The organism is Pantoea sp. GM01, assembly GCF_000282675.1.
GTDB classification, from domain to species: Bacteria; Pseudomonadota; Gammaproteobacteria; order Enterobacterales; family Enterobacteriaceae; genus Pantoea; species Pantoea nemavictus.
In genome coordinates this window covers 20,605-46,069 of record NZ_AKIU01000035.1, presented here as the reverse complement: position 1 = coordinate 46,069, position 25,465 = coordinate 20,605, and the positions used below count along the sequence as shown (strand labels likewise).

General features: G+C 54.7%; 23 protein-coding genes, 6 tRNA genes and 1 other RNA gene. 19 read left to right on the top strand and 11 right to left on the bottom strand.

Annotation, left to right across the window (positions count from 1 at the left end):
- Positions 1 to 6: 6 nt before the first annotated feature.
- Both PMI17_RS10425 and PMI17_RS10420 read right to left on the bottom strand, forming a co-directional pair.
- Positions 7 to 459 (bottom strand): universal stress protein, encoded by a 453-nt coding sequence (locus tag PMI17_RS10425; protein ID WP_007889137.1) that lies wholly within the window; start codon positions 457 to 459, stop codon positions 7 to 9.
- A gap of 6 nt (positions 460 to 465) precedes the next feature.
- Complete coding sequence (locus tag PMI17_RS10420) at positions 466 to 1,251, bottom strand: IclR family transcriptional regulator (RefSeq protein ID WP_007889135.1); 786 nt, start codon at positions 1,249 to 1,251, stop codon at positions 466 to 468.
- A 150-nt stretch (positions 1,252 to 1,401) separates the two neighbouring features.
- Between PMI17_RS10420 and PMI17_RS10415 the strand changes: the two genes are divergently transcribed.
- The 3 genes from PMI17_RS10415 to ypdK all read left to right on the top strand — a co-directional run bounded on the left by PMI17_RS10415 (position 1,402) and on the right by ypdK (position 4,311).
- On the top strand, positions 1,402 to 3,003 hold the full coding sequence (locus tag PMI17_RS10415; protein ID WP_007889133.1) for an MFS transporter: 1,602 nt from the start codon (positions 1,402 to 1,404) through the stop codon (positions 3,001 to 3,003).
- Between the two features lie 5 nt (positions 3,004 to 3,008).
- The gene (locus PMI17_RS10410; protein WP_007889131.1) at positions 3,009 to 4,037 is read left to right on the top strand and encodes an HlyD family secretion protein; all 1,029 of its coding nucleotides are present in this window, start codon (positions 3,009 to 3,011) and stop codon (positions 4,035 to 4,037) included.
- A gap of 202 nt (positions 4,038 to 4,239) precedes the next feature.
- Positions 4,240 to 4,311, top strand: a complete 72-nt coding sequence (ypdK, locus tag PMI17_RS25380) for a membrane protein YpdK (RefSeq protein WP_099686956.1) — start codon at positions 4,240 to 4,242, stop codon at positions 4,309 to 4,311.
- A 41-nt stretch (positions 4,312 to 4,352) separates the two neighbouring features.
- Here ypdK and alaC read toward each other — a convergent pair whose 3' ends face one another.
- On the bottom strand, positions 4,353 to 5,588 hold the full coding sequence (gene alaC / locus PMI17_RS10405) for an alanine transaminase (protein ID WP_007889129.1): 1,236 nt from the start codon (positions 5,586 to 5,588) through the stop codon (positions 4,353 to 4,355).
- Between the two features lie 119 nt (positions 5,589 to 5,707).
- Complete coding sequence (locus PMI17_RS10400) at positions 5,708 to 6,232, bottom strand: GNAT family N-acetyltransferase (RefSeq protein WP_007889127.1); 525 nt, start codon at positions 6,230 to 6,232, stop codon at positions 5,708 to 5,710.
- Between the two features lie 263 nt (positions 6,233 to 6,495).
- On the opposite strand from PMI17_RS10400, the gene PMI17_RS10395 reads away from it, so the two are divergent.
- Together PMI17_RS10395 and PMI17_RS10390 are read left to right on the top strand one after the other, a co-directional pair.
- On the top strand, positions 6,496 to 8,187 hold the full coding sequence (locus tag PMI17_RS10395; protein ID WP_036620850.1) for a sensor histidine kinase: 1,692 nt from the start codon (positions 6,496 to 6,498) through the stop codon (positions 8,185 to 8,187).
- Positions 8,184 to 8,909: a LytTR family DNA-binding domain-containing protein gene (locus tag PMI17_RS10390; RefSeq protein WP_007889122.1), complete on the top strand. Its 726-nt coding sequence runs from the start codon at positions 8,184 to 8,186 to the stop codon at positions 8,907 to 8,909. The genes PMI17_RS10395 and PMI17_RS10390 overlap by 4 nt, the downstream gene beginning before the upstream one ends.
- A gap of 32 nt (positions 8,910 to 8,941) precedes the next feature.
- On the opposite strand, the gene glk is transcribed toward PMI17_RS10390, so the two are convergent.
- Both glk and PMI17_RS10380 read right to left on the bottom strand, forming a co-directional pair.
- The gene (glk, locus tag PMI17_RS10385) at positions 8,942 to 9,907 is read right to left on the bottom strand and encodes a glucokinase (RefSeq protein WP_007889119.1); all 966 of its coding nucleotides are present in this window, start codon (positions 9,905 to 9,907) and stop codon (positions 8,942 to 8,944) included.
- Positions 9,908 to 10,067: 160 nt separating this feature from the next.
- Positions 10,068 to 11,720 (bottom strand): alpha-keto acid decarboxylase family protein, encoded by a 1,653-nt coding sequence (locus tag PMI17_RS10380; RefSeq protein WP_007889116.1) that lies wholly within the window; start codon positions 11,718 to 11,720, stop codon positions 10,068 to 10,070.
- A gap of 213 nt (positions 11,721 to 11,933) precedes the next feature.
- Here PMI17_RS10380 and mgrA point away from each other — a divergent pair, with 213 nt between their 5' ends.
- On the top strand, positions 11,934 to 12,923 hold the full coding sequence (mgrA, locus tag PMI17_RS10375) for an L-glyceraldehyde 3-phosphate reductase (RefSeq protein WP_007889113.1): 990 nt from the start codon (positions 11,934 to 11,936) through the stop codon (positions 12,921 to 12,923).
- Positions 12,924 to 13,082: 159 nt separating this feature from the next.
- On the top strand, positions 13,083 to 13,439 hold the full coding sequence (locus tag PMI17_RS10370) for a DUF2502 domain-containing protein (RefSeq protein WP_007889111.1): 357 nt from the start codon (positions 13,083 to 13,085) through the stop codon (positions 13,437 to 13,439).
- 45 nt (positions 13,440 to 13,484) lie between these two features.
- On the opposite strand, the gene PMI17_RS10365 is transcribed toward PMI17_RS10370, so the two are convergent.
- Positions 13,485 to 14,726, bottom strand: a complete 1,242-nt coding sequence (locus PMI17_RS10365) for an Nramp family divalent metal transporter (RefSeq protein WP_007889109.1) — start codon at positions 14,724 to 14,726, stop codon at positions 13,485 to 13,487.
- Between the two features lie 368 nt (positions 14,727 to 15,094).
- Between PMI17_RS10365 and PMI17_RS10360 the strand changes: the two genes are divergently transcribed.
- From PMI17_RS10360 to PMI17_RS10345, 4 genes are all read left to right on the top strand, one after another.
- A complete protein-coding gene (locus PMI17_RS10360) occupies positions 15,095 to 16,285 on the top strand; it encodes a NupC/NupG family nucleoside CNT transporter (protein ID WP_007889107.1) in 1,191 nt (396 codons plus the stop codon).
- A gap of 192 nt (positions 16,286 to 16,477) precedes the next feature.
- Positions 16,478 to 17,566: an LLM class flavin-dependent oxidoreductase gene (locus PMI17_RS10355; protein ID WP_007889105.1), complete on the top strand. Its 1,089-nt coding sequence runs from the start codon at positions 16,478 to 16,480 to the stop codon at positions 17,564 to 17,566.
- 5 nt (positions 17,567 to 17,571) lie between these two features.
- On the top strand, positions 17,572 to 18,162 hold the full coding sequence (locus PMI17_RS10350) for a cysteine dioxygenase (protein ID WP_007889104.1): 591 nt from the start codon (positions 17,572 to 17,574) through the stop codon (positions 18,160 to 18,162).
- Positions 18,155 to 19,771 carry a rhodanese homology domain-containing protein gene (locus PMI17_RS10345; RefSeq protein WP_007889103.1) on the top strand — a complete coding sequence of 539 codons (1,617 nt, stop codon included), beginning with the start codon at positions 18,155 to 18,157 and terminating at the stop codon, positions 19,769 to 19,771. The genes PMI17_RS10350 and PMI17_RS10345 overlap by 8 nt, the downstream gene beginning before the upstream one ends.
- A 140-nt stretch (positions 19,772 to 19,911) precedes the next feature.
- On the opposite strand, the gene PMI17_RS10340 is transcribed toward PMI17_RS10345, so the two are convergent.
- Both PMI17_RS10340 and PMI17_RS10335 read right to left on the bottom strand, forming a co-directional pair.
- A tRNA-Ala gene (locus PMI17_RS10340) sits at positions 19,912 to 19,987 on the bottom strand.
- Between the two features lie 42 nt (positions 19,988 to 20,029).
- Positions 20,030 to 20,105, bottom strand: a tRNA-Ala gene (locus tag PMI17_RS10335).
- Between the two features lie 363 nt (positions 20,106 to 20,468).
- Between PMI17_RS10335 and PMI17_RS10330 the strand changes: the two genes are divergently transcribed.
- Both PMI17_RS10330 and PMI17_RS10325 read left to right on the top strand, forming a co-directional pair.
- On the top strand, positions 20,469 to 21,257 hold the full coding sequence (locus PMI17_RS10330) for a formate/nitrite transporter family protein (protein ID WP_007889100.1): 789 nt from the start codon (positions 20,469 to 20,471) through the stop codon (positions 21,255 to 21,257).
- 111 nt (positions 21,258 to 21,368) lie between these two features.
- A complete protein-coding gene (locus PMI17_RS10325; protein WP_007889099.1) occupies positions 21,369 to 21,719 on the top strand; it encodes a YfeC-like transcriptional regulator in 351 nt (116 codons plus the stop codon).
- A gap of 48 nt (positions 21,720 to 21,767) precedes the next feature.
- Here PMI17_RS10325 and gltX read toward each other — a convergent pair whose 3' ends face one another.
- A complete protein-coding gene (gene gltX / locus PMI17_RS10320; RefSeq protein WP_007889096.1) occupies positions 21,768 to 23,189 on the bottom strand; it encodes a glutamate--tRNA ligase in 1,422 nt (473 codons plus the stop codon).
- A 273-nt stretch (positions 23,190 to 23,462) separates the two neighbouring features.
- Between gltX and PMI17_RS10315 the strand changes: the two genes are divergently transcribed.
- The 6 genes from PMI17_RS10315 to PMI17_RS10290 all read left to right on the top strand — a co-directional run bounded on the left by PMI17_RS10315 (position 23,463) and on the right by PMI17_RS10290 (position 24,547).
- Positions 23,463 to 23,538: transfer RNA gene (locus PMI17_RS10315), tRNA-Val, on the top strand.
- A gap of 52 nt (positions 23,539 to 23,590) precedes the next feature.
- Positions 23,591 to 23,666 (top strand) — tRNA-Val (locus tag PMI17_RS10310).
- Positions 23,667 to 23,706: 40 nt separating this feature from the next.
- Positions 23,707 to 23,782: transfer RNA gene (locus PMI17_RS10305), tRNA-Val, on the top strand.
- Between the two features lie 4 nt (positions 23,783 to 23,786).
- A tRNA-Lys gene (locus tag PMI17_RS10300) sits at positions 23,787 to 23,862 on the top strand.
- A 43-nt stretch (positions 23,863 to 23,905) separates the two neighbouring features.
- Positions 23,906 to 24,042: non-coding RNA, RtT sRNA (locus tag PMI17_RS24820), on the top strand.
- A 172-nt stretch (positions 24,043 to 24,214) separates the two neighbouring features.
- On the top strand, positions 24,215 to 24,547 hold the full coding sequence (locus PMI17_RS10290; RefSeq protein ID WP_007889095.1) for a FlxA-like family protein: 333 nt from the start codon (positions 24,215 to 24,217) through the stop codon (positions 24,545 to 24,547).
- Here the strand turns inward: PMI17_RS10290 and PMI17_RS10285 are convergent.
- Complete coding sequence (locus PMI17_RS10285) at positions 24,544 to 25,464, bottom strand: LysR family transcriptional regulator (protein WP_007889093.1); 921 nt, start codon at positions 25,462 to 25,464, stop codon at positions 24,544 to 24,546. The genes PMI17_RS10290 and PMI17_RS10285 overlap by 4 nt on opposite strands.
- Between the last annotated feature and the right edge of the window lies 1 nt (position 25,465).

The following is a 25,465-nucleotide window of genomic DNA, read 5'->3' as shown; positions in this document are numbered from 1 at the left end:
ACGCGATTAATCCTTACGTACATCAATCAAAACGGGGCAGTTAGCACGTTCAATGACCGCAGCACTGACCGACCCTTTTAACAGTCGGTTAAACGGCGACAAATGACGGCGCCCCATGATGATCATACTGACCTGCAGCTGAGTGGATTGCGCGACAATGGTTTCCGCCGCTTCACCTGCCAGAATCAAGCCTTTCGCAGCCACGCCAGCGCGCAGCAGCGGCGCCAGCGCATGACGCACCACCATTTCCGCGGTGTTCTGCTCATCTTTGGCCGCGACAAAATCATCGGGATCTTCACCCGCATCAATTTCAATCGGTTGATTGCAGGAGGAGTAAGCCGGATCGACGCAGCACAGCACCGTAACCTGCGCCTGATGCGCCAGCGCTTGTTCAATGGTTAACGCAATCACTTTTTCCGCCACCGGGGAGTTATCGATGGCCATCAGCAAGGTTTTCATCAGTTGTTATCCTTCCACAGCGGTCATTTTGCCAATTTCACGAATCAATGCGTCTTTGCATTTGATGATTTGCTCACGATAGTGCGTTTCCTGCTTATGAAAACGCGCCGTCGGCACCAGTAACGAGATGGAGAAGCGGCCAAATAGCGTATCGATGGCCACCGCCATGGTCGAAATGCCCTCCAGCGTTTCACCGCGATCGATTGCCAATCCGCTGACGCGAACCTCAGCGATCAATTCCAGTAATTGTGGCAGCGTTTTCACCGTCATCTCGGTCAACTCTTTATAGGCTTCGCCTACCATCACGCGCACATCTTCATCGCTCTCCAGCGCCAGCAGCGCGCGGCCGCCAGACGTGCTGTAAAGCGGCAGATTTAATCCGATGCGCGGCACCACGCGCAGTTCGCGCGATGCCACCACATAATGCACGATGGCGAGCTGCGTTCCACTGGCACGCGACAACGACACCGTTTCATTGATCTCTGCAGAGAGCTGCTCGAGGAAGGGACGCACGATCTCCACCACATCGCTGTGCACGCTGGAGATCAGCTTAAGCAACGCCGGACCAAGGCGTAAACCGCCTGCCCCGCTGCTGCGTACCAGTTGCGCATTGTCCAACGCGGCGACAATACGCTGCACCGTGGATCGTGGCAGATCCACCACCTGCGCAATTTCACCCAAACTCATGCCGCCGGGATGTTCACCCAACGCATTCAGAATTTTTGCCGCACGCGCGATGACCTGAATGCCACCCGCTTTTTCATCCTCACGGCTTGAGGGGAGTTCAACCATGATGCGTTCCTTTTTGGCCTGCCCTACTTTAGCGCGAATGATCGCACTTTTACACCCTGTATCACATTGCAATACAGCATATCGATATGTAATATGCCACCTGTATCACATTGCAATACACTGCATCAACAATATAACGAGAAGCCTGCTATGAACGCCCAGCCCACTGCGGCCCCGGCGCCCCACCCGTTTACTCTGCGCCTGGCGTTGGGACTGGTTGGCGTGCTGATTGCCGCGCTCACGTCGGGATTAAACGATCGCGTCACCGACATTGCGTTAGCGGATATCCGCGCCGCCATCGGCATCAGTTACGATCAAGGCAGCTGGATCATTTCCGCCTATCAGGCCGCTGAAGTGGCGGCAATGATGATTGCGCCGTGGTTCGCCGTCACCTTTTCTCTGCGCCGTTTTGCGCTCTGCGTCTCTGCGGGCTTTATGCTGAGCGGCCTGCTGTTACCGCTGATGCCAAACGCCAACTTGTTTATCGCCCTGCGCGTGCTGCAGGGAGTGTTTGGCGGCGCGCTGCCGCCAATGCTGATGACCGTCGCGCTGCGCTTTCTGCCACCGCCGATCAAATTGTACGGCCTGGCGGGCTATGCGCTGACCGCCACCTTTGGCCCGAATATGGCCGCTTCACTGGCGGCATTCTGGACCGACGATGTCAGCTGGCTGTTTGTATTCTGGCAAGTGGTTCCCGCCATGTTGATTGCCATGCTGCTGATTAGCTGGGGCTTGCCGCAGGACCCGCTGCGCCTCGAACGATTTAAGCAGATAGACCTATTTGGCATGCTCACAGGATGCTCCGGTATGGCGCTGTTAATTCTGGCGCTAACCCAGGGCGAGCGGCTCGACTGGCTCGAATCACCGTTATTTGCCGGCCTATTATTCAGCGCGCTGGCGTTGCTGACTGTGTTCTTTATTAATGAATGGTTTCACCCGCTGCCGCTGTTCAAATTGCAGATGCTAAGCAGGCGCAATCTGGCGCATGGATTGCTGGTGCTGGCGGGCGTGTTGATTCTGTCGCTGTCGGGTTCGGCGTTGCCCTCGGCCTATCTGGCGCAGGTGCAGGGCTTCCGCACCCTGCAATTCGCGCCGCTGGCGTTAACCGTCGGCTTACCGCAGTTATTGATCGCACCTCTTATCGCCGCACTGCTGAATATTCGTTGGGTCGATTGCCGCTGGATGTTGACGGCGGGCGTCGCGCTGCTGGTAACGTCCTGCCTGATGGGCATGCATATCACCACCGATTGGGCACGCCAGAATTTCTGGCTGATGCAAATCCTGCAGGCTTTCGGCCAGCCGATGGTGATTTTACCGGTGTTGATGAGCGCCACCAGCGTGGTCGCACCGCCGGAAGGGCCGTTCGCTTCAGCGATGTTTAACACCGTGCGCGGCTTCTCCAGCATCACCGCCAGCACGCTGGTGGAGTGGTTTATTAGCCACCGCGAAAAATTTCACTCCAACGTGCTGGTCGATAACGCGGCCAGCCGTTCGTGGTTGATGACGGCTCCCAACAGCGCCCAGTCCAGCAGCAGTTTGCCATTGCTGCCCGATGGCAGCGCCAGCAGCGCGGAAAACCTCAGCGGCTTTGCCACCTTATTGAAACATCAGGCAATGGTGCTGAGCCTGAGTGATTGCTATCAGATGCTGATTACGTTCGCCGCCCTGCTTTTACTGTTAACCGCCTGGCTGCCGAAACGCGTGTGGCCGCCACAAACTCTGATTCAACCTGTTACGACGACGTCGAGATAATTGATATGCAAGCTTCTGCTATGAAAAGAACGGTGCTGCTGAGTGCCCTATTACTGGTATTGCTGGCGATAGCCTTTTTTGTCTGGTCCACCATGACCGGCAACGATGGCCGCACCACCGATGCTTATGTGAATGCCGATTACACGCTGGTGGCGCCGAAAGTTTCCGGTTATATCGCCAGCGTCAAGGTGCAGGATAACCAGCGCGTTAAGGCCGGAGAACTGCTGGCGACGCTCGATGACCGCGATTACCGCGTTGCGCTGGAAACTGCGCAGGCCAATTTGCAGGTCAGCGAAGCCAAACGCCTGAGCAGCCAGGCGCAGTTGGAACAGCAACAATCCACCATTGACCAGGCGAAAGCGACCGTGGCGGCAAACCAGGCTTCCGCGCAGTACGCCGGGCAAAGTGCCGCACGTTACAACCAGCTGTATAAAAATGGCACCATTGCGGCAGACGATCAGCAAAAAGCCAGCTCGACGCAGCGTTCGGCTTCGGCAACCGTGCGTCAAAGCGAAGCGGCGCTGGCTGCGGCGATCAAGCAAGTTGGCGTGTTACAGGCTGCTGTGCGTCAGGCCGCTGCCGATGTGGCCGCCGCGCAGGCCAGCGTCGACCAGGCGCAGCTTAATCTTTCCTATACGCGCATCGTGGCGCCGGTCGATGGCATGGTCGGTCAGCGTTCGGTGCGCCTTGGTGCCTACGTCAGTGCCGGCACACGTTTGCTGGCGGTGGTGCCACTGCAGCAAACCTATATCACCGCTAACTATCTGGAAACGCAGCTGGCAGATGTGCAGCAAGGGCAGAGAGTCAGCGTGAAGGTAGATGCGTTGCCGGGCAAGGTGTTTACCGGTCGCGTTGACAGCATTGCGCCAGCTACCGGCGCGACGTTCTCCGCTATTTCACCGGACAACGCCACCGGCAATTACACCAAAGTAGTACAGCGTTTACCGGTGAAAATTGTGCTGGATGCCAACCAGCCGGATCTGGCAAAACTGCGGGTAGGCATGTCGGCGATACCGGAAATTGAGACCCGCTGAAAATGTGAGCAACATCTCAGTTGTGGCCTATTTATTTTTGAGACAAATCCGCGTAAATTAGCGCTCGATCCTGTTCTGGGCTTGCCTGGAGCGACCTGAGAAGAAAGCGTGTAGCGAAGATGAACTCCACCTTTCTCTTATTCTGTTCGGGTTACGCGGGTTTGGGATCGCCCGCCGGGTAACCGCTCAGAGGAGTTGTTTTGTGAGATACGCCTTGATGGGAATTTCTTTCTTCCTGTTGCTTTGGGTCGGTACCTTCGTACTGATGCTGTAGAATCGCCAGGCGGGGCGACCGTTTGTCGCCCCACTTAATCCTTACTCCTCTTCTTCCAGCGCCTTAACCGTTCCTGGTAAGATACCATCGGCACGGAACATCGCCTTAATCCCCCGCACCGCCTGACGAATACGATCGCTATTTTCAATCAGCGCAAAGCGCACATGGGTATCACCGTAATCACCAAAACCAATGCCCGGCGAGACGCACACTTTGGCTTCCTGCAGCAGTAGCTTGGCGAACTCCAGCGAGCCGAGATGCGCGTAGTGATCGGGAATTTTCGCCCAGACGTACATCGATGCCTTCGGCAAATCGACCATCCAGCCCGCTTCGTGCAGGCCTTTCACCAGCACGTTGCGACGACGTTTATACTGCTCAGCGATATCGCGCACGCACTGTTGATCGCCTTCCAGCGCGGCAATCGCCGCCACCTGCAGCGGGGTGAAGGTACCGTAATCGTGGTAGCTCTTGATGCGCGCCAGCGCGGCCACCAGCTCTTTGTTGCCCACCATAAAGCCGATGCGCCAGCCCGCCATGTTGTAGCTTTTCGACAGGGTAAAGAATTCAACCGCCACATCGCGCGCGCCCGGCACCTGCATAATTGACGGTGCTTTCCAGCCGTCATAGGTGATGTCAGCGTAGGCGAGATCGTGGATTACTAGCACGTTGTACTGCTTCGCCAGCGCAATCACGCGCTCGAAAAAGTCCAGCTCAACGCATTGTGCCGTAGGGTTTGACGGGAAGCCGAGGATCATCATTTTCGGCTTCGGATAGCTTTCACGAATCGCGCGTTCCAGTTCGTTGAAGAAATCCACGCCCGCCACCAGTGGTACCGAACGCACCTGCGCCCCGGCAATCACCGCGCCGTAAATGTGAATGGGGTAGCTTGGATTAGGCACCAGCACGGTGTCGCCGTGATCGAGCGTGGCCAGCATTAAGTGCGCCAAACCCTCTTTGGAACCAATAGTGACGATCGCTTCCGATTCCGGATCGATCTCCACCTGATAACGATCTGCGTACCAGCGTGAAATAGCGCGACGCAAACGGGGAATGCCTTTCGAGGTTGAGTAACCGTGCGTGTCTTCGCGCTGCGCCACCTGGCAGAGTTTTTCTACGATGTGCGGCGGCGTGGGGCCATCTGGATTTCCCATCGAAAAATCGATGATGTCTTCGCCGCGCCGACGCGCAGCCATCTTCAATTCAGCGGTAATGTTAAAAACATACGGGGGGAGGCGTTCAATACGCGAGAAACGACGGGGTGTGCTGTTATCAGCCATGATGTCCTCTGGATTACGTAAGCGCCCGGACCGTCCGAGCGACGTGGGTCACATGAGGTGACCGCACCAAGAACATAACGTGCTGATAACAAGATTGTCGAGAGCGGAATAAAATAATTTTAATTATTTGGATTCAGGCGGCCAAACACCCAATCGCTTACCCATTGGCCATTTAGCAGATAATTATCCCGCAGCGTGCCCTCAAGCGCGAAACCATTCTTCTCCAGAATGCGGCGCGACGGCCAATTTCCCTCAATCACCATCGCTTTTAGCTTATGAAACTCTGCCTGTAGCAAAAACTCACAGAGCGCATTAAGCGCTTCGCTGCCATAACCCAGATCGGTAAACGCATCGCGCAACATGTATCCCACTTCCGCCTGGCGATACGGATGCCATTCGGCGCTGCAGCCAAACAGACCAATCGGCTCGCCGGTTTCGCGGATACGCGCCACCAAACACAGCATGTGAAAACTGCTCGCCTGCCATGGCGCCAGACGCTCGGTAAAGCGCTGGCGGATATCATTTTCGTCCGGAATTTCACTCACCCACGTCATTGTCGCGGCATCCTGATGCACCGCTTTGAAAATCTGCCAGTCTTCCGGCTGTAAGCGACTGAGGGACAAACGGGGGGTGAGTAATTGCATTGCTGGGCTCCGCTATTTTGCATACGGCAACATAGCAAACCGGCAGAGCCACAACCAGCGATCGGCGCACGGTTTCGCTAATCCTCTTTTTGTTACTCAAGCTTTCCTCTTTTAGCCGGGATGGCTCGGTCGCCATGATGAAAATTGATCCTGGCTATAAGAAACAGCTGCAGACTGTTATGGCGCTGGCGGATCGCGATCACATTTTTTATCATGGCTTCCCGAGCATGACCTGAGAGATGCCCTTGCCTTCCCACTTCGACATGCTGCTGGCGGTATTTGACCGCGCGGCGCTAATGCTGATTTGCCTGTTTTTCCTTACTCGCATGCGGGTGTTCCGTCAGCTGTTGCAAAAAGATGAGCATTCAGTGCGTGAAAAAGTGGCCGTGACCGCGATTTTCTCGCTGTTTGCGCTATTCAGCACCTGGTCCGGCATTAACGTTGATGGTTCGCTGCTCAATGTACGCGTGATTGCAGTGATGTCTGGCGGCATCCTGTTTGGGCCGTGGGTGGGTATTGCCACCGGCGTAATTGCAGGTTTGCATCGCTATCTGATTGATATCGATGGCGTCACGGCGGTGCCTTGTCTGATCACCAGCATCATCGCTGGCATCGCTTCTGGCGTCATTAACCGCCGCGTCACGAAAGAGCAGCGCTGGCGCGCCGGTATTCTCGGCGGCATGCTGTGCGAAAGCCTGACCATGCTACTGATTGTGCTGTGGGCCAAGCCGATGGCGCTGGGCATGTCGATTGTATACGAAATTGCACTCCCGATGATCCTCGGCGCATCGAGCATTGGGTTAATCGTGCTGCTGGTGCAGAGCGTGGAAGGTGAAAAAGAGGCGATTGCGGCGCGTCAGGCCAAGCTGGCGCTGGAGATCGCCAACAAGACCCTGCCGCTGTTCCGCCAGATTGATAGCCAGTCGCTGCATAAAGTGTGTGACATCATTCGTACTGATATCCATGCCGATGCGGTCGCCATCACCAACAACAAACAGATCCTCGCTTATGTTGGCTACGGCGAGCAAAACTATCACAACGGTGATGACGCCATTAGCCCGACCACCGCGCAGGCTATCGCTAGCGGCAAAATCATTATCAAGAATAACGATGAGGCGCATCGCACCAAAGATATTCACTCGATGCTGGTTATTCCCCTTTGGGAAAAAGGGGAAGTCACCGGCACGCTAAAAATCTATTATCGCCGCGCGCATCGCATCACCGGATCGCTCAAAGAGATGGCCATTGGTCTGTCGCAAATCATCTCAACGCAGCTGGAAGTGTCACGCGCTGAGCAGCTTCGCGAGATGGCCAACAAGGCTGAGCTGCGCGCACTGCAAAGTAAAATCAACCCGCACTTCTTGTTTAATGCGCTGAATGCTATCTCGGCCTCGATTCGCCTCAATCCGGACACCGCGCGCCAGCTGGTGATCAACCTGTCGCGCTATCTGCGTTACAACCTGGAACTCAACGATGACGAGTTGATCGATATTAAGAAAGAGCTGTGGCAGGTGAAAGATTACATCGCGATTGAGCAAGCGCGCTTCGGCGATAAGCTGACAATGATTTATGACGTGGATGAGGATCTGCATTTTACGCTGCCCAGCCTGCTGATTCAGCCGCTGGTGGAAAATGCCATCGTACACGGTATTCAACCCTGTCGCGGCAAAGGCGTGGTCACTTTGAGCGTGAAAGATTTAGGCGATCGCGTGCGCGTTGCAGTACGTGATACTGGCGACGGCATCAGTGAGGATGTGATGAACCGCGTGGCGCGTAATGAGATGCCCGGTAACAAAATTGGCCTGCTAAATGTGCATCATCGGGTGAAATTGCTCTCCGGCCAGGGCCTGAACATCACCCGCCATTATCCGGGCACCGAAATCGCCTTTACTCTTAGCAAGAATGGTCAGCAACTGCCTGTGCCGCTGCGCCACACCACGGAAACCTCTGCGTGAAAGCCATCATCGTTGAAGACGAGTTTCTCGCCCAGCAAGAGTTGAGCTGGATGATCCAGCAGCACAGCCAAATCAGCGTTGAGGCCTGTTTTGATGATGGGCTGGAGGTGCTGAAATATCTGCAAAACCATCGGGTGGACGTCATTTTTCTCGACATCAACATTCCTTCGCTGGATGGCATGCTGCTGGCCCAAAACATCAATCAATTTGCCCATAAGCCATTGATCGTATTTATTACCGCGTGGAAAGAGCATGCGGTTGAGGCGTTTGAACTGGACGCGTTTGACTACATCCTTAAGCCGTATCATGAATCTCGCATCGTCACCATGTTACGTAAACTGGAAGCCAGCGCCCAGCAACAATCGCAACCGCAGAACGCGCCTGCCAGCTCACCCCAAACCGTTAATTTGCTGAAAGATGAGCGCATCATCGTCACCGATATCAACGAGATCTACTATGTTGAAGCGCATGAGAAGCTGACGTTTGTCTATACGCGGCGCGAAGCCTATGTGATGTCGATGGTGATCAGTGAGTTTTGCAGCCGCTTGCCGGAACAGCAGTTCTTCCGCTGCCATCGCTCTTACTGCGTCAATCTGAGCAAAATTCGTGAAATCGAGCCGTGGTTTAACAACACCTATTTGCTGAAGCTGCGCGATTTGGATGCGCAGGTGCCGGTGAGTCGCAGCAAGGTGAAAGCCTTTCGGCAGTTGATGAGGTTATAAGGCGAACGGCGCAAGCCGCTCGCCTGCAAAGATTACAGCTCGCGGCCCAGCACCTGGCGCAGATGTGCACCGGCACCCAGCAAGCCCGGTTGATCGTGGGTAATCATATACACCGGAATATCCACCAGATAGTCGCGGAAGCGGCCTTTATCTTCAAACGCCGCGCGGAAACCGGAGGCTTTGAAGAAGTCGAGGAAGCGCGGCACGATGCCACCGGCAATGTACACGCCGCCAAAGGTGCCGAGGTTGAGCGCCAGGTTACCGCCAAAGCGACCCATGATGACGCAGAACAGCGACAGCGCACGGCGGCAATCGATGCAGCTGTCTTTCAACGCGCGCTCGGTGACATCTTTTGGCTTGAGGTTTTCTGGCTCACGCTCATCAGATTTGGCGATGGCGCGATACAGATTGACTAATCCAGCACCTGACAACACGCGCTCAGCCGAGACGTGACCGATCTCCGCGCGCAGCACCTCGAGAATCTCACCCTCTTCTTCGCTGTTAGGCGCGAAGTCTACGTGTCCGCCTTCGCCCGGCAAGCTAATCCAACGCTTGTCCACGTGGACTAAGTGGCTAACGCCAAGGCCGGTGCCAGCGCCATAAATCGCAATAGGTTTGCCTTCAACCGGCACTTTGCCGCCAAACTGAATCACTTCGTTTTCGCTCAGCATCGGAATCGCCATGGAAACGGCGGTGAAATCGTTAATGATCTCCAGGCTTTCCAGCGCCAGATTCTGTTTCATCGCTTTAGTGGAAAATGCCCAATCGTGGTTGGTCATCTCCACCCAATCGCCGGTGATCGGACAAGCAATGGCGATACAGGCGTGCTTGATGTCCTGTTTTTGCTCGTCGAGATAGTGGCGAATCACCGCTTCGAGATTGTCGTAGTCTGATGTTGAGAAGGTTTGGGCTTGCGAGATGGCGCCATTTTCCACCTCACACAATGCGAGACGGGCATTGGTACCGCCCACATCGCCGACCAGGGCGTATGTTGTCATTCTTCTGCTGCTCCGCTTGGGTCATAAACAATTGCAGGACACTATAAAAGCCTGCCAATAAAACAACAACGCCCACCTGCACGATGGGCGTAATCCATTCAAAGATGCTGCACAGCCTACCGATCGCCTGCCTCACTGCACAGCGGCAACTATCCGAAATTTAGCGGCTATTACGCTGATGCAGCGCAGCGGTAACCTTACGCAGCAGCGGCGGCAAGTCCTGTTTGTCCATCACCACTTCCACCAGCGACAGGCGACGATTACGCATTAATTGCGCCATTACCGCGTCCAGCTGTACCGTTTCGCTGATGCGCCAACTCTGCGCCGCGCACTGCAGGCTCATCGCCTGCGGCAGCGCAGTCCAGTTCCACTGGGCTATATCATTGTAACGTTGCTCTGCGCCGTGAATCGCGCGCTCAACCGTGTAGCCATCATTATTCAGTAAGAAGATGATCGGCTGCTGTCCATCGCGCTGCATGGAGCCCAGCTCCTGAATCGTAAGCTGAGCGGAGCCATCACCAATAATCAGGATCACGCGGCGATCGGGCTGCGCCGTTTGCGCACCAAAGGTGGCGGGTAAAGTATAGCCAATCGATCCCCACAGCGGTTGTACCAGCAGTTGTGCATCCTGCGGTAAACGCAGCGCTGCGGCACCAAAGGCGGCGGTGCCTTGATCGGCAAGGATAATATCACCCGGCTGCAGGAAGCGCTGCATCGCCTGCCAGAATGCGTGCTGACTGATTACCGCCGCATCGATTTGCTCATTTTCCTCGCACTCTATCTCTGCCGCGAGCTGCCAATGCGCGCAGTGACGCTGGTAAATGGGCAGCAGTGCATCCAGCGCCTGCTCCATGCTCAGCGGGGCGAATACCTCTCCGCCAACCGTCGCCTGAAACGGCTGTAGATCGATGACCCGCGCTTCCGGCAAGTTTTGCGTGAAACCGGCGGTTAAGGTATCGGTGAAACGTACGCCGACGCACAGCGTGACATCGGTATCTTCAATAGCCTGGCGTACGGCATCGCTGCTGCCTTCAGCCGCATAGGTGCCGACATAACCTGGCTGCTGCTCGTTCAGCACCCCTTTTCCCATTAATAACGTGGCGGCAGGAATCGCGCGCAGTTGGCGCAGCGTCTCCAACTGCGGCTGCAATTGCCAGCGCGAGGCGAGGAAATCTGCTAATAGCGCGACTCGCTGCGCCGGTGCCAGCAAGCGTTCTGCCGCGTCGGCAAACGCAGCGGCAATCTGATGATGACTGGGTTGCGCATCGGATTTAACCGCGGGCATCGTCACTTCTGCGGCGGCCACATCCACGGCCAGCAAGAGATAGCCCGGACGATGTTGCTGCAACGCCTCGTCAATCACCCGATCAATCTCCGCCACCGCATTGTCCGCCGTCAGCACCGCAGAGGCGGCACTCACTTCCTGCGCCATACGCAAAAAGTGGCCAAAATCGCCGTCTCCCAACGAATGATGTACGCAGTCGCCCTGCTGCTGCACTTTGCTCGCCGGCGCGCCCACGATATGAATCACTGGTACATACTCGGCATAACTGCCGGCAATGCCATTAATGGCGCTGAGCTCGCCGACGCCAAAGGTGGTTAGCAGCGCGGCTGCGCCGTTGCAGCGCCCGTAACCATCTGCCGCATAGGCGGCATTAAGTTCATTGGCACAACCAACCCAGGCGATTTCCGGATGCGCAATGACGCTGTCGAGAAATTGCAGGTTGTAATCGCCGGGTACGCCGAACAAATGGCGGATGCCGCTTTGGTGTAAACGGTGCAGTAAGTACTCGCCAACATTGAGGGTTTTCATCGACAACTCCTTGTTAAGGGGATGATCAGGAGTATTAGCGATGTGGCTGAATTGGCGAGATTTTCACCATGGTGAAACGGGGATTTGTGGCAAGCTATCGTTACGACGACAGATAATTCTGTAAGTTGCGATCTTCGGCGCGTTTCGCCTTAGTGTAAACGCATACACTGCTATGCTGATGTCACTTTCTCCCCTTTGAGACAGGAACGCTGCATGACTGCTTTTCCCCATCCCGAACGTTACCAACAAATGCAATATCGTCGTAGTGGCCGTAGCGGCCTGAAGTTACCGGCTATTTCGCTGGGCTTGTGGCACAACTTTGGCGACAGTACGCGCGTGGATAACAGCCGTGAATTGCTACGTCACGCCTTTGATCGCGGCATTACTCATTTCGACCTCGCCAATAACTACGGCCCGCCGCCGGGTTCGGCAGAATCCAACTTTGGTCGCATCCTGCGCGAGGATTTTCATGGGCTACGCGATGAGTTGGTGATCTCAACAAAAGCCGGTTACACCATGTGGGACGGGCCTTACGGCGATTGGGGTTCACGCAAATATCTGATTTCCAGTCTCGATCAAAGCCTGAAACGCATGGGGCTGGAGTACGTGGATATCTTCTATCATCACCGACCGGATCCCGAAACGCCGCTGGAAGAAACCATGCGCGCGTTGGACCAGGTGGTGCGTCAGGGTAAAGCGCTGTATGCCGCCATCTCCAACTATCCAGCAGATAAAGCCGCCGAAGCGATTGCGATTCTACGCGATCTCGGCACGCCGTGCCTGATCCATCAGCCGCGTTATTCGATGTTTGAACGCGCGCCAGAGCAGGGTTTGCTGGATGTGCTGGGCGAAAACGGCGTCGGCTGCATCGCCTTCTCTCCGCTGGCAGGTGGCGTGTTAACCGACCGCTATTTGCAGGGCATTCCAGAAGATTCACGCATCGCCAGCGGCAGTAAGTTCCTCAATGAGAACCAGCTGACGCAAGAGAAGATGGAAAAAGTGCGTCAGCTGCAGGCGATTGCCCAACAGCGCGGTCAGAAGCTGGCACAAATGGCGCTGAGCTGGGTGTTGCGCGATGCGCGCGTCACGTCGGTATTAATTGGTGCCAGTAAAACTGCGCAGATTGATGACGCCGTGGAGATGTTGAGCCAGTCAGAGCTAAGCACAGACGAAATTAGCGCCATCCATAATATCTTGGTGTAAACGTTTACCCGCCCGGCATTTGTCGGGCGTTCTTCGCAGCAGAAAATTCTCAATTCAGATTTCCCTCAGCGTTTTCAGACTGATTCTCAAGGCTTACCTGGTCCGATGTGGCAAACTAGCGCAACGGTGGCAGAGATAAGCTACTGAAAAGGAGAAGTTATGAAACGTGCAATTTTGTTTGCCGCCTTGCTGGCAACTTTATCCCCATTAGCCACACACACAGCAGAAGCTAATAGCGCCACCATCAATTTGGGTCCCGGCGTCACGCTGCATCTTGGCGATCGCGATCGTCACGGTAATTACTGGGATGGCGGCCGCTGGCGCGAGCCGCGCTGGTGGAACGATCGCTACCAGTACAATGATAATCGCTGGTGGCGTCACGAAGAGTGGAAACGTCATCGCGCCTATGAACGTGAGCGCGAACGTCGCTGGCATGAACGTGAACGTCGTGAACATCATCGTCACGATCACCGCCATGACGATCGTCGTGGCCACCACGATCATCATCATCACTAAACAAAAAATCCCGCTTGATAGCGGGATTTTTCTTTTATCGCGCGCTTACCAACCGAGCGCTTCGCCGACCAGCAGGTAGAGATTGAGGGCGATCACCAGCACCACAATCAAGCGCCCGGCATTCTGCATCAGACGCGAATTCACCATCTCATCGCCCATCAATTCACGGTTGCCGGTGAATGACAGCAGCGGAATCAGCGCCAGTGCAATACCAAAACTCAACAGCACCTGGCTCATCACCAGAATACGCGTTGGATCCCAGCCGGCCCAAATCACAATAAAGGACGGCAACATGGTGATGGTACGGCGGAACCACAGCGGGATGTGGAAGCGGATAAAGCCTTGCATAACCACTTGTCCTGCCAGCGTTCCCACCACCGTAGAAGAGAGACCTGCGGCAACCAGGCTTAAACCAAACACAATGGCGGCAGCCTGACCCAGCAGCGGTTGCAGCGTTAAGTACGCCTGGTCGAGATCGACAATTTTAGAGTGGCCGCTAAAGTGGAACGCCGCCGCTGCGGTGGCCATCATCGCCAGATTGACAAAGCCCGCGATGGTCATCGCAATCGCCACATCCAGCTTTGTCGAGGAGTAGCGCTCAGCTTTGCTGCCTTTATTACCATGCTGCGTCAGCGCCGAGTGCAGATAAATCACGTGCGGCATAATGGTGGCGCCTAACACGCCGGCAGCCAGGAAAACCGCATCGGAAGTCGGCAGCGAAGGAAGCGCCATGCCAACCACCAGCTCGCTGACTTTCGGCTGGGAGAAAAACAGCTCGACAATATACGCCGCCGCAACAAACAGCAGCAGGCCACCAATCACAAGCTCCAGCGGCTTCTGCCCACGACTTTGCAGCATCAGAATCAGATAGGTTGCGATCCCCGTCAGCACCGCGCCCTGCAGCAGTGAAATACCCAGCAAAAGCTTAAAGCCGAGCGCTGCGCCGATAAATTCGGCGAGATCGGTAGCCATGGCGATGATTTCCGCCTGCACCCAATAGAACCATACCGCCGGGCGCGGAAAGCGATCGCGAATGTGCTCAGCTAAATTTTTACCGGTGGCGATGCCGAGTTTGGCCGACATCAGCTGAATCAGCATCGCCATCACGTTAGCCCACACTACCACCCATAACAGCTTATAGCCGTAGGCGGCGCCGGCCTGAATATTGGTAGCAAAGTTACCGGGATCGATATAACCAATCGCCGCGATAAAGGCGGGGCCCAGCAACGCAAGCTTAATCTTTCTGGCTCCGCGAGCGGCGCGCTCAGCGGTGCGGCTTTCTAGCATAGTTTTACCCTGTCTTAATGCTTGTTGACCTGAGCAGCTTAAGAGGTGAACAAGGCAGATGAAATATGGTTATAGTTATCGTATTAATAGATGGTGCTATGAAGTATAGCCATTGCTATACATTTTGGTAAAGGTGGTTCTTGCCAAAACCAGGACAACGGAATTGACTCTACGCTTGGGTCATTTTATAGACAATGTTTTTGTGGATATTTCTTGTGAGAGAATTGTAACGCTGTTGTGAGCGGTCAGACTTATCTGAGAAAAATCGCGATAGCGAATACTTATAATGTGGTTTTGATCTCGTTTTTAAGTAACGCGTTACATAGAATACGCAACAAAATACAACCCTCCTCAAATTTGGAGCCGACATGTCCCATGTTTTGCATTTTATTTTAGCACTGGTGGTGGTAGCCGTGCTGGCCTTGCTGGTCAGTCACGATCGTAAAAGCATTCGCATTCGCTATATCGTCCAACTTTTGGTGATCGAAGTACTGCTGGCGTGGTTCTTCCTCAACTCATCAGTCGGCCTCGGTTTCGTACAGGGTTTCGCCGGCGTCTTTGATCATCTGCTCAAGTATGCGGCCGAAGGGACCAACTTCGTGTTCGGCAACATGAACGAAAAAGGCCTCGCCTTCTTCTTCCTGAATGTTCTGTGCCCGATTGTGTTCATCTCCGCATTAATCGGTATTCTGCAACATTTCCGCATCTTACCGTGGGTGATTCGTGGCATCGGTACCGTGCTGTCAAAAGTTAACGGTATGGGCAAACTGGAATCCTTTAACGCCGTTAGCTCTCTGATTTTGGGACAGTCAGAAAACTTTATCGCCTATAAGGATATCCTCGGCAAGATGTCGCAGCGCCGCATGTACACCATGGCAGCGACCGCAATGTCGACCGTTTCCATGTCGATTGTCGGCGCCTACATGACCATGCTCCAGCCAAAATATGTGGTGGCTGCGCTGGTACTGAATATGTTCAGCACCTTTATTGTGCTGTCGCTGATTAACCCGTACCGCGTTGATAGCGAAGAAGACCTGCAGCTGCAGGATCTGCATAAAGGTCAGAGCTTCTTCGAAATGCTGGGCGAATACATTCTCGCCGGTTTCAAAGTAGCGATTATCGTGGCGGCGATGCTGATTGGTTTTATCGCGCTGATTTCTGGTCTGAACGCCTTGTTCGATTTGATCTTCGGTATCAGCTTCCAGGGCGTGCTGGGTTATGTGTTCTATCCGTTTGCCTGGGTGATGGGCGTTCCTTCACACGAAGCGCTGCAGGTTGGCAGCATCATGGCGACCAAACTGGTGTCCAACGAATTCGTGGCGATGATGGATCTGCAGAAAATCGCCGGTCAGCTTTCGCCACATGCGGAAGGTATTCTGTCTGTATTCCTCGTCTCCTTTGCTAACTTCTCATCTATCGGGATTGTGGCGGGTGCGATTAAAGGTTTGCACGAAGAGCAAGGTAACGTGGTTTCGCGCTTCGGCCTGAAACTGCTGTACGGCTCAACCCTGGTGAGCGTGCTGTCTGCCGCCATCGCCGGTTTAGTATTGGCCTTCTGATGGTCTGGGCGAGCTGCGGCTCGCCCTTCTCTTCTTAATTATTTCAATCGGTTCTATCTCGTCGCTCCTCAGCTTTCCCCGCGCTATCACCCGCTTCACCGTTAAATGCAAAACCTTTGCACAATATTGAATTTCCGTTCATACCGCCTGCGCCCGTAGTTTTTCTCCATGACGTCACTTCAGGAGAACCGCATGAGCATTCAATTCCTTGGCATGATTGGCCACCGCCTCGCTTCCGAAATCATCCCGGCCAGCGGCCCGCTGTTCGATAAAGATTACATTGCCCGTTTTGCGCGCGCGCATGAAGAAGCCGGCTTTGATCGCATTCTGGTCGGCTATTGGTCAGATCAACCGGATGGTTTTCTGGTTACTGCCCACGCCGCTGCGCATACCTCGACGCTGAAGTTTCTGCTGGCGCATCGTCCAGGCTTTGTCGCGCCAACCCTGGCAGCACGCAAACTGGCCTCGCTCGACCACTTAACCGACGGCCGTTTAGCCGTGCACATCATCAGCGGCGGCAGCGATGTCGAGCAGCGGCGCGATGGTGACTTCCTGAATAAAGCCGAGCGCTATGCGCGCAGCGATGAGTTCCTCACCGTGCTGAAGCAGAGCCTGGAGTCCTCGCAGCCTTACGATCATCAAGGTGCGTTTTATCAGGCTGAACAGGCGTTTTCCGCCATCAAACCAGTGCAGAAAAAACTGCCGGTCTATTTTGGCGGATCGTCGCAGGAGGCGATTGAGGTGGCGGCACGCCATGCCGATGTGTTCGCGCTATGGGGTGAACCGTTGAAAGGAGCCGAAGAAACCGTGCGCAACGTGCGTGCCGCTGCCGCCAAACAGGGCCGCGAGATTAACTTTAATATCTCGTTCCGCCCGATTCTTGGCAAAACGGAAAAAGAAGCCTGGGAACGTGCTGAACATATCCGCGCCACCGCCGAGAAACAGCTTACGGAAAGCGGCTTTGCTTTTGGTAAGGCCAAGCCGCAGAGCGTCGGGGCGCAGCGTTTACTCGCTGCCGCCAACGAAGGCGATCGCCTGGATAAAGTGCTGTGGACCGGCGTGGCGAAGCTGGTTCAGGGCGGCTACAACTCCACCGCATTGGTGGGAACGCCAGAACAAGTGTCCGATGCGCTGCTGGAATACTATCGCCTTGGCATTCATAGCGTGCTGATTCGCGGCTTCGACCCGCTAAACGATGCGGTGGAGTATGGGCGCGAGCTGATTCCTTTGACGCGCGAGAAAGTCGCTGCGCTCTCTGCCGCTGATAAAAGGAGCGCCTGAGCCTCATGAGCCATTATCAGCATCACCGCCTGCGCGACTTCGTCGCTAATCTGGCCAATTTGTTAGATACCCAGCCCGCGGAAACCACGATTTTGCAGCGTGGCAGCGAATGGCTCGGCGAGTTGATTCGTCATGACGACTGGCTGGACGACGCCTTCACACAGCCCCATCCGGAACACTATCAACAATATCTGCTGCACGCTGATGCCCAGCAGCGCTTCTCGGTGGTGAGCTTCGTCTGGGGACCGGGCCAACAAACGCCCATTCACGACCATCGCGTGTGGGGATTAATTGGCATGCTGCGCGGCGCGGAAATTTCACAATCGTGGCAGCCTGGACCCAACGGTTTACAGCCGGAAGGTGCTCCCGTGCGACTCGATCCCGGCAGCGTCGAAGCGGTATCGCCGACGGTTGGCGATATTCATCGCGTCAGCAATGCCTATGACGACCGCGTCTCCATTAGCATTCACGTTTATGGCGCCAACATTGGTGCAGTAAAACGCGCGGTCTATCGCGAAGACGGCAGCGAAAAAACGTTTATCTCCGGTTACAGCAACCGTTACTTACCGAACATTTGGGACCTTTCACATGACTAAAGCCGTTTTTCCTTTACGCCAGGCGGCGGAAATTATTGATGCCCTGCGTCAGCAGCAGGAAGTGGCGCTGATTGATGTGCGTGATGAAGCGCTGTTTGCCACCGCGCATCCGCTGTTTGCGGTGAATATTCCGCTTTCCAAGCTGGAGCTTGAGCTGCTGGATCGTATTCCGCAGCGCACCACCGCTATCACGCTGTATGACAATGGCGAAGGCCTGGCGCAAACCGCCGCTGAACGCATTGCCGCACAGGGTTACAGCAATGTTGCTCTGCTGGCCGATGATTTAGCCGGTTGGCAGGCGGCAGGCGGTGAACTGTTTATCGATGTGAACTCACCCAGCAAAGCATTTGGCGAGCTGGTTGAGCACCACAATCACACCCCTTCCCTGTCAGCGGACGAAGTACATCAGCTGATTAATAGCGAAGCCAACGTGGTAGTGCTGGATGCGCGTCGCTTCGACGAGTACCAAACCATGAGTATCCCTGGCGCCACTAGCGTGCCTGGCGGAGAGTTGGTGCTGCGCGTACGTGATATCGCGCCGTCACCGGAAACCACGGTAATTGTGAACTGCGCTGGTCGCACCCGCAGCATCATCGGCACGCAATCGCTGGTGAATGCCGGCGTGCGTAATCCGGTATTCGCGCTGCGTAATGGCACTATTGGCTGGACGCTGGCTGGACATGCGCTGGATAAGGGTCAGGCGCGCCGCTATGGCGAGACCAGCGAAACGGCACAGCGTCAGGCGGCGAATATTGCGCGCAGCATCGCTGACCGTGCGGGTGTGGAACGTATCCCACTGGCCACGCTTAAACGCTGGCAGCAGGAAACGCGCACCACCTATCTATTTGATGTGCGTGATGCCGAAGAGTATGCCGCCGGACATCTGCCCGGCAGCCGCCACGTGCCAGGTGGCCAGCTGGTACAGGAAACCGACCATTACGCTAGCGTGCGCGGCGCACGGATTGTGCTGATTGATGATGATGGCGTCCGCGCCAATATGACCGCCTCCTGGTTGGCACAGCTTGGCTGGCAGGTTTCGGTACTGGAAGAACTGCAGGCCAGTGATTTCAGTGAAACCGGTAACTGGAAGGCACAGGTGCCGCCAGTCGCTCAACCTGAATTCGTGTCACCGCAACAGTTAGCGGCATGGCTGGAAGAGGGCCAGACGCAGGTGCTGGACTTCACTACCCGCGCCAATCACCTTAACAGCCATATTCCGGGTGCGGCCTGGTTACTGCGCTCTACCCTGCAGCAGCAAGGAAAAGCGCTGCTGCCTGAGGCGCGTCGTTATGTGCTGACCTGCGGCAGCAGTCTGCTGGCCGGTTACGCGGTGGAACAAGTGGCAGAGTTAACCGGCAAGCCGGTGTTCGTGCTGGAAGGGGGTAACGCCGCATGGCGCGCTGCGGAACTGCCGACAGAGCAAGGTGAGCAGCAGCTACTTTCACCCGCGATCGATCGCTATCGCCGCCCGTATGAAGGCACCGATATTGAACCCGGCGTGATGCAGGCCTATCTGGATTGGGAGTATGGCTTGGTGGCGCAGCTGGATCGCGATGGCACACACGGTTTCCGTGTGCTGCAATTGCAGCCGCAGGCCGCAACCGCCTGATAAAAAAGCGCTGCTTACAACATGTGTAGCGGCGCATTTTAGTGCGCATTTGAATTTGAAATAGCAAAACCGCGCAATAAATTGCGTCGCTATAGGTTCTTCGTGGTTATTTAATCATGCGTTCAGAACGAACAGAGATTTGGTGGAGATAAGCGGGATCGAACCGCTGACCTCTTGCATGCCATGCAAGCGCTCTCCCAGCTGAGCTATACCCCCACATCTGGAAATCATTTTTCGGTCAAACCGTTGGGAGCGGTTTGGTGGAGATAAGCGGGATCGAACCGCTGACCTCTTGCATGCCATGCAAGCGCTCTCCCAGCTGAGCTATACCCCCGAACCGAAAAACTGCCGAGTAAACTCGACGGACGGGATAATATGAAACCGCCTGTTGAGTGTCAACGTCAAATTCTCGTTCTGTGTTTGATCGCTGAAAAAGGCGTCAACCCCATGCCTGCATGGCTTTTATTTCAGCACCTCATTGCCGTTTGCGCAGAGTTATATGCATTTAATCGCATGGCTTCTCAAACCCGGCCTCAACATAGCGTTAACTTCAGGTTAAAGATGTTAGTAACAGTCTTGTTTTCGTTAATAGTGCGTGTAAAACTTAGCGCGCTAATTAACCGGTCATCCTTCCAGGGATTTCTCTCAATGACCGGCCAGCAACGTCCCCCTTTGTTTAATAAAAGAAAAGTGAACTATGTCGCTGCATACACCTAAAGAAATCGCTCAGCTGGCGATTCAAGCTGGCGTGGCTAAAAGCCGCCTTCCTATCTCCACCTTATTAATTTTGGGCTTTATGGCCGGAGCCTTTATCGCCACAGGCTTCCTGCTCGATCTGCATGTGATTAACCAACTGCCTGCTGAATGGGGTTCATTCGGCGTGCTACTGGGTGCCGCCGTCTTCCCGGTAGGTTTAATCATGACGGTGCTGGCGGGCGGTGAACTGTTAACCGGCAATATGATGACCATGCCCATCGCCTGGTTCGCGCGTCGCATCAGTGGCTTTAGCGTGCTGCGTAACTGGTTTTGGGTGACCGTCGCCAATTTTATTGGCAGCGTTGCGGTAGCATGGTTTTTTGGTCACATGTTGGGCATGACCGAAGGTGACTATCTAAAGAAAACCGTAGCGATTGCACACGCCAAAGTGAATGCCGATTTCCTGCATGCGTTTATTTCCGGTGTGGGCTGCAACTGGCTGGTGTGTTTGGCGGTGTGGCTCGCCTTTGCCAGCAAAGATGTGGTGGGCAAAATTTTCGGCATGTGGTTCCCGGTAATGGCTTTCGTAGCAATTGGCTTCCAGCACGTTGTCGCCAACATGTTTATTGTCCCGGCAGCGATTTTTGCCGGACAGATGAGCTGGGCGGAGTTTGCGCCAAACGTGATTGCAGTATTCCTGGGTAATGGTGTGGGAGGAGCAATTTTCGTTGGTCTCACCTATTTCATCGCCTTCCGCCCGGAACAACCCGTCGTCAACGAAGCGCAATAACCGAATTTTGCCTTTTGTTGGAGCGCAGAAGGCATTTTCTACCCAGGTTACTTTTCCCCGTTACGTTTTGTTGTAATATGTAGAACTAATGTATTTAACAGGGACAGCATCGTGAAAAAGGAATGGCTTACCCCCGAGGAGCTCGCGCTGGAAACGGGCTACAGTCGGCAAACGGTGAATAAATGGATTAAGCGTGAAAACTGGACAACCACGCCAAAGCCCGGTGTTCAGGGCGGTAAAGCGCGATTAATCCATATTGATGAGCGCGTAAAGAGCTTTGTTCAAACCCGCCACGCGAACGAACCGGCGGCTAATTACGGTGCACAGCAAAATACGTTACCTGCGTTATTAATAAATTCTGTCCAGCAAATGACCGCGGCGGAGCAAGAGCAATTTGCCGCGTTGTTGTTGCGGGAAGGAATTCGCGGCGTACTGGAACGGTTAGGGATTCAGGAAGAATAAAAAAGCCGGAAGCAGATGCTTCCGGCTTTTTAACGCTCCAACGTCACATTATGCGTTAGCTTCACGCTCAGCGATGAAAGCCAGCGCCTTCTCAATGCGCGCCACGCTGCGGCTGCGGCCAATGGCTTCGACTGTGACATCCAATGCCGGTGACTGGCCAGAACCGGTCACGGCGACACGCAGCGGCATACCTACTTTGCCCATCCCCAGCGCCAGCTCATCAGCTGCAGACTGGATAGCATGGTGCACATTCTCGGCATTCCAGTCGCTATCACCGATCGCTGCCAGTTTATCGCGTACCACTTCCAGCGGCTGACGGGCTACCGGACGCAGATGCTTCTTCGCCGCATCAGCATCAAAGGCGTCAAACTCTTCATAGAAGTAACGGCACGACGCGGCGATCTCTACCAGCGTTTTGCAGCGTTCGCCGAGCAGAGTCACCAGCTTCGCCAGCTCCGGGCCGGTGCGGGTATCAATCTTCTGCTGCTCAATGTGCCACTGCAGCTGCGTAGCGACGTACTCCGGCGGCAGCGTATTAATGTAGTGATGGTTCAGCCACTGCAGTTTTTCCGTATTGAAAGCACTGGCTGATTTGCTCACCGCATCAAGAGTGAACAGCTCTGCCATTTCCGGCACGCTGAAAATTTCCTGATCGCCGTGTGACCAACCGAGACGCACCAGATAGTTGAGCAGCGCTTCCGGCAGGTAGCCATCATCGCGATACTGCATTACGCCGACCGCACCATGACGCTTAGAGAGTTTCTTGCTGTCATCGCCAAGGATCATCGAGACGTGCGCATAGGTGGGGACTTCTGCACCGATGGCTTTAAGGATGTTGATCTGGCGCGGCGTGTTGTTGATATGGTCTTCACCACGGATCACGTGAGTGATGCCCATATCCCAATCATCCACCACCACACAGAAGTTGTAGGTTGGCGAACCATCGGTACGACGAATGATCAGGTCATCCAGTTCCTGGTTGCTGAATTCAATTGGACCACGAATCTGGTCGTCAAAGATGACGGAACCGTCCTGCGGGTTGCGGAAGCGCACCACGCACGGCTCATCGGCAGCATGATGATCATGGCTGTCGCGGCAGCGGCCGTCGTAACGTGGCTTTTCACCTTTTTCCATCTGCTCTTCACGCAGCGCGTCCAGACGCTCTTTGCTGCAATAGCATTTATAAGCCGTACCCGCTTCCAGCATGTCGTCGATGACCGCGTTGTAGCGATCAAAACGTTTGGTCTGATAATACGGACCTTCATCCCAGTTGAGGCTCAGCCAGTTCATACCATCCATAATGGCTTCGATGGCTTCTGGTGTGGAGCGCTCCAGATCGGTATCTTCGATACGCAGCACAAATTCGCCGTGGTTATGGCGAGCATAAAGCCAGGAGTAAAGAGCAGTACGAGCACCGCCTACGTGCAGATAGCCCGTTGGGCTGGGTGCGAAGCGAGTTTTGATTTTCATTCAGCATTGCCTTAAATGCGCAGGTTTCATTGTCTGGATGACAAAAAAACGGGTTAACGCGAAAAAACAGTGCGCACATTCTAGCAGGTGAGGCTGATTCCTCAATGATTGTCGCGGTGGCATCCCGGTTTGTCGTGCGCTTTTCTGCTAATAAAACCAGCACATTGGCTAAAACCGCCCCACGATGATTATTTTTAAAGCGAACGCACATTTAAGTTTTAAAAACCGTTGACTCACTTTGAAGGATCCCTATAATGCGACTCCACACAGCGGGGGTGATTAGCTCAGTTGGTAGAGCATCTCCCTTACAAGGAGGGGGTCGGCGGTTCGAGCCCGTCATCACCCACCACTCTTAAATGAATGTTTTAGAGTTGGCCCGCAGTGAACAAGAGATAAGATATGGGTGATTAGCTCAGTTGGTAGAGCATCTCCCTTACAAGGAGGGGGTCGGCGGTTCGAGCCCGTCATCACCCACCATATCTTAGTCAGATGACACTCTTGTTAAGCAGTACGAAGTGGGTGATTAGCTCAGTTGGTAGAGCATCTCCCTTACAAGGAGGGGGTCGGCGGTTCGAGCCCGTCATCACCCACCACTTCGGGTCGTTAGCTCAGTTGGTAGAGCAGTTGACTTTTAATCAATTGGTCGCAGGTTCGAATCCTGCACGACCCACCAATTCAGAGAAAAGCGCCTTTTAGGCGCTTTTTTCGTTTCTGCGCTCCAAAGGTTAGCGTGCAGGGTGAGAACCTGCAGCAGGTTCGACTGAATCGCCGGGAGCGATTCAGGCTGATGCGTAAGCATCACCCGAAGGGCGAGGCCCAGGATGGGCCGAGGCATATCCTGCACGACCCACCAATTCAGAGAAAAGCGCCTTTTAGGCGCTTTTTTCGTTTCTGCGCTCCAAAGGTTAACGTCCTCTCAAGCACTCAATCCCTACAAAACCTTTTCGCAAGCTTAACACTCCCTGCCCTCAAGCCTTCTGAGCCTTTGACCGATAACGATAATGGTCTATTGCAAGGAGAAAACCATGTCTACCATCTCAAGCGTTAGTAGTGTCAGCACGGCAAGTAGCGGTGGCGGTTCTACCTCAGAAATCGCGAGCCTTAATAAACAGATTCAAACCATTACCAAGCAGCTGAAAGATCTTTCCAGCGACGATACCCTGACAGATGAACAAAAATCTGAGCAGGAGCAGATGCTGCAATCACAGATTCAAATGATTGAAGCGCAAATCGCGCAGATTGAGCAGCAGCAAGCAGAGAAAGCCCAGCAGAAGCAGGAAGCACAGCAACCTGCTGCACCCCAGGCTGATGGCATTAACCGTCCAACGGATACCAATCAGATCAACGTTTACGTTTAAAACGCCGGTTTCAGCATGCGCTGTTGCGTCAGCAGGGTTGCCTGCTGACGCACTTCTTGCCAGATGGCTTCCGCCGCGGGCGTTAGCGAGCGGTTTTTCCGCTTTATCAGCATCAAACTACGATTAATTTCCGGATAGAGACGTCGCACCGTGAGTTTGCGTCCTGATGGCAATGGCAGCGCCAGCGCCGGCAAAATGCTGATACCAATCCCCGCTTCCACCATCGGATAAAGCGTGGCGGGATGACCGATTTCCTGCACCACATTCACACTGAGCGCCAACTGTTGCAGCGCGGCATCGACTAAAACGCGGCTGCCAGAAGCATAATCCTGCAGCACCATATTACGTCCTGCCAGCATTGACCATTGCGCCTGTTCTATGCGCGCCAGCTCATCATCTGCATGGCACAGCAGTAAAAAAGGCTCCTGCAAAATCTCTTCGCTATCGAAATCGGTATCATTGAGTGGGCCGATGACAATCCCAAAATCGACCTCGGCGTTGCGTACGCTTTGCAGCACCCATTGCTGAACTCTATCGTGCAGGATCACCCGGATATCGGGATAGCGCTGCTGGCTGCTGGCGAGACACTGCGGCATTAAATGTGCAGAAGGCGTTTGGCTGGCAGCCACGCGCACCGTGCCGCTACGCTGTTCGCCATAGCTGCGCACATCCAAAACCGCGGTATTGAGATCGTCCAGCAGGCGATTAAGCCGCGTGGCCAGCTGTTGTCCCGCTTCGGTGAGCATCACTTCACGCGTAGTACGATCCAGCAAACGGACGCCCATTTCTGCTTCCAACTCTTTAATGCTGTGGCTGACCGCAGACTGACTTAAACCAATCGCTTGTCCTGCCAGACTGAAGCTGCCGTGATGTGCGACTGCCACAAAGGTGCGTAGCTGACGTAAGGTATAATTCATC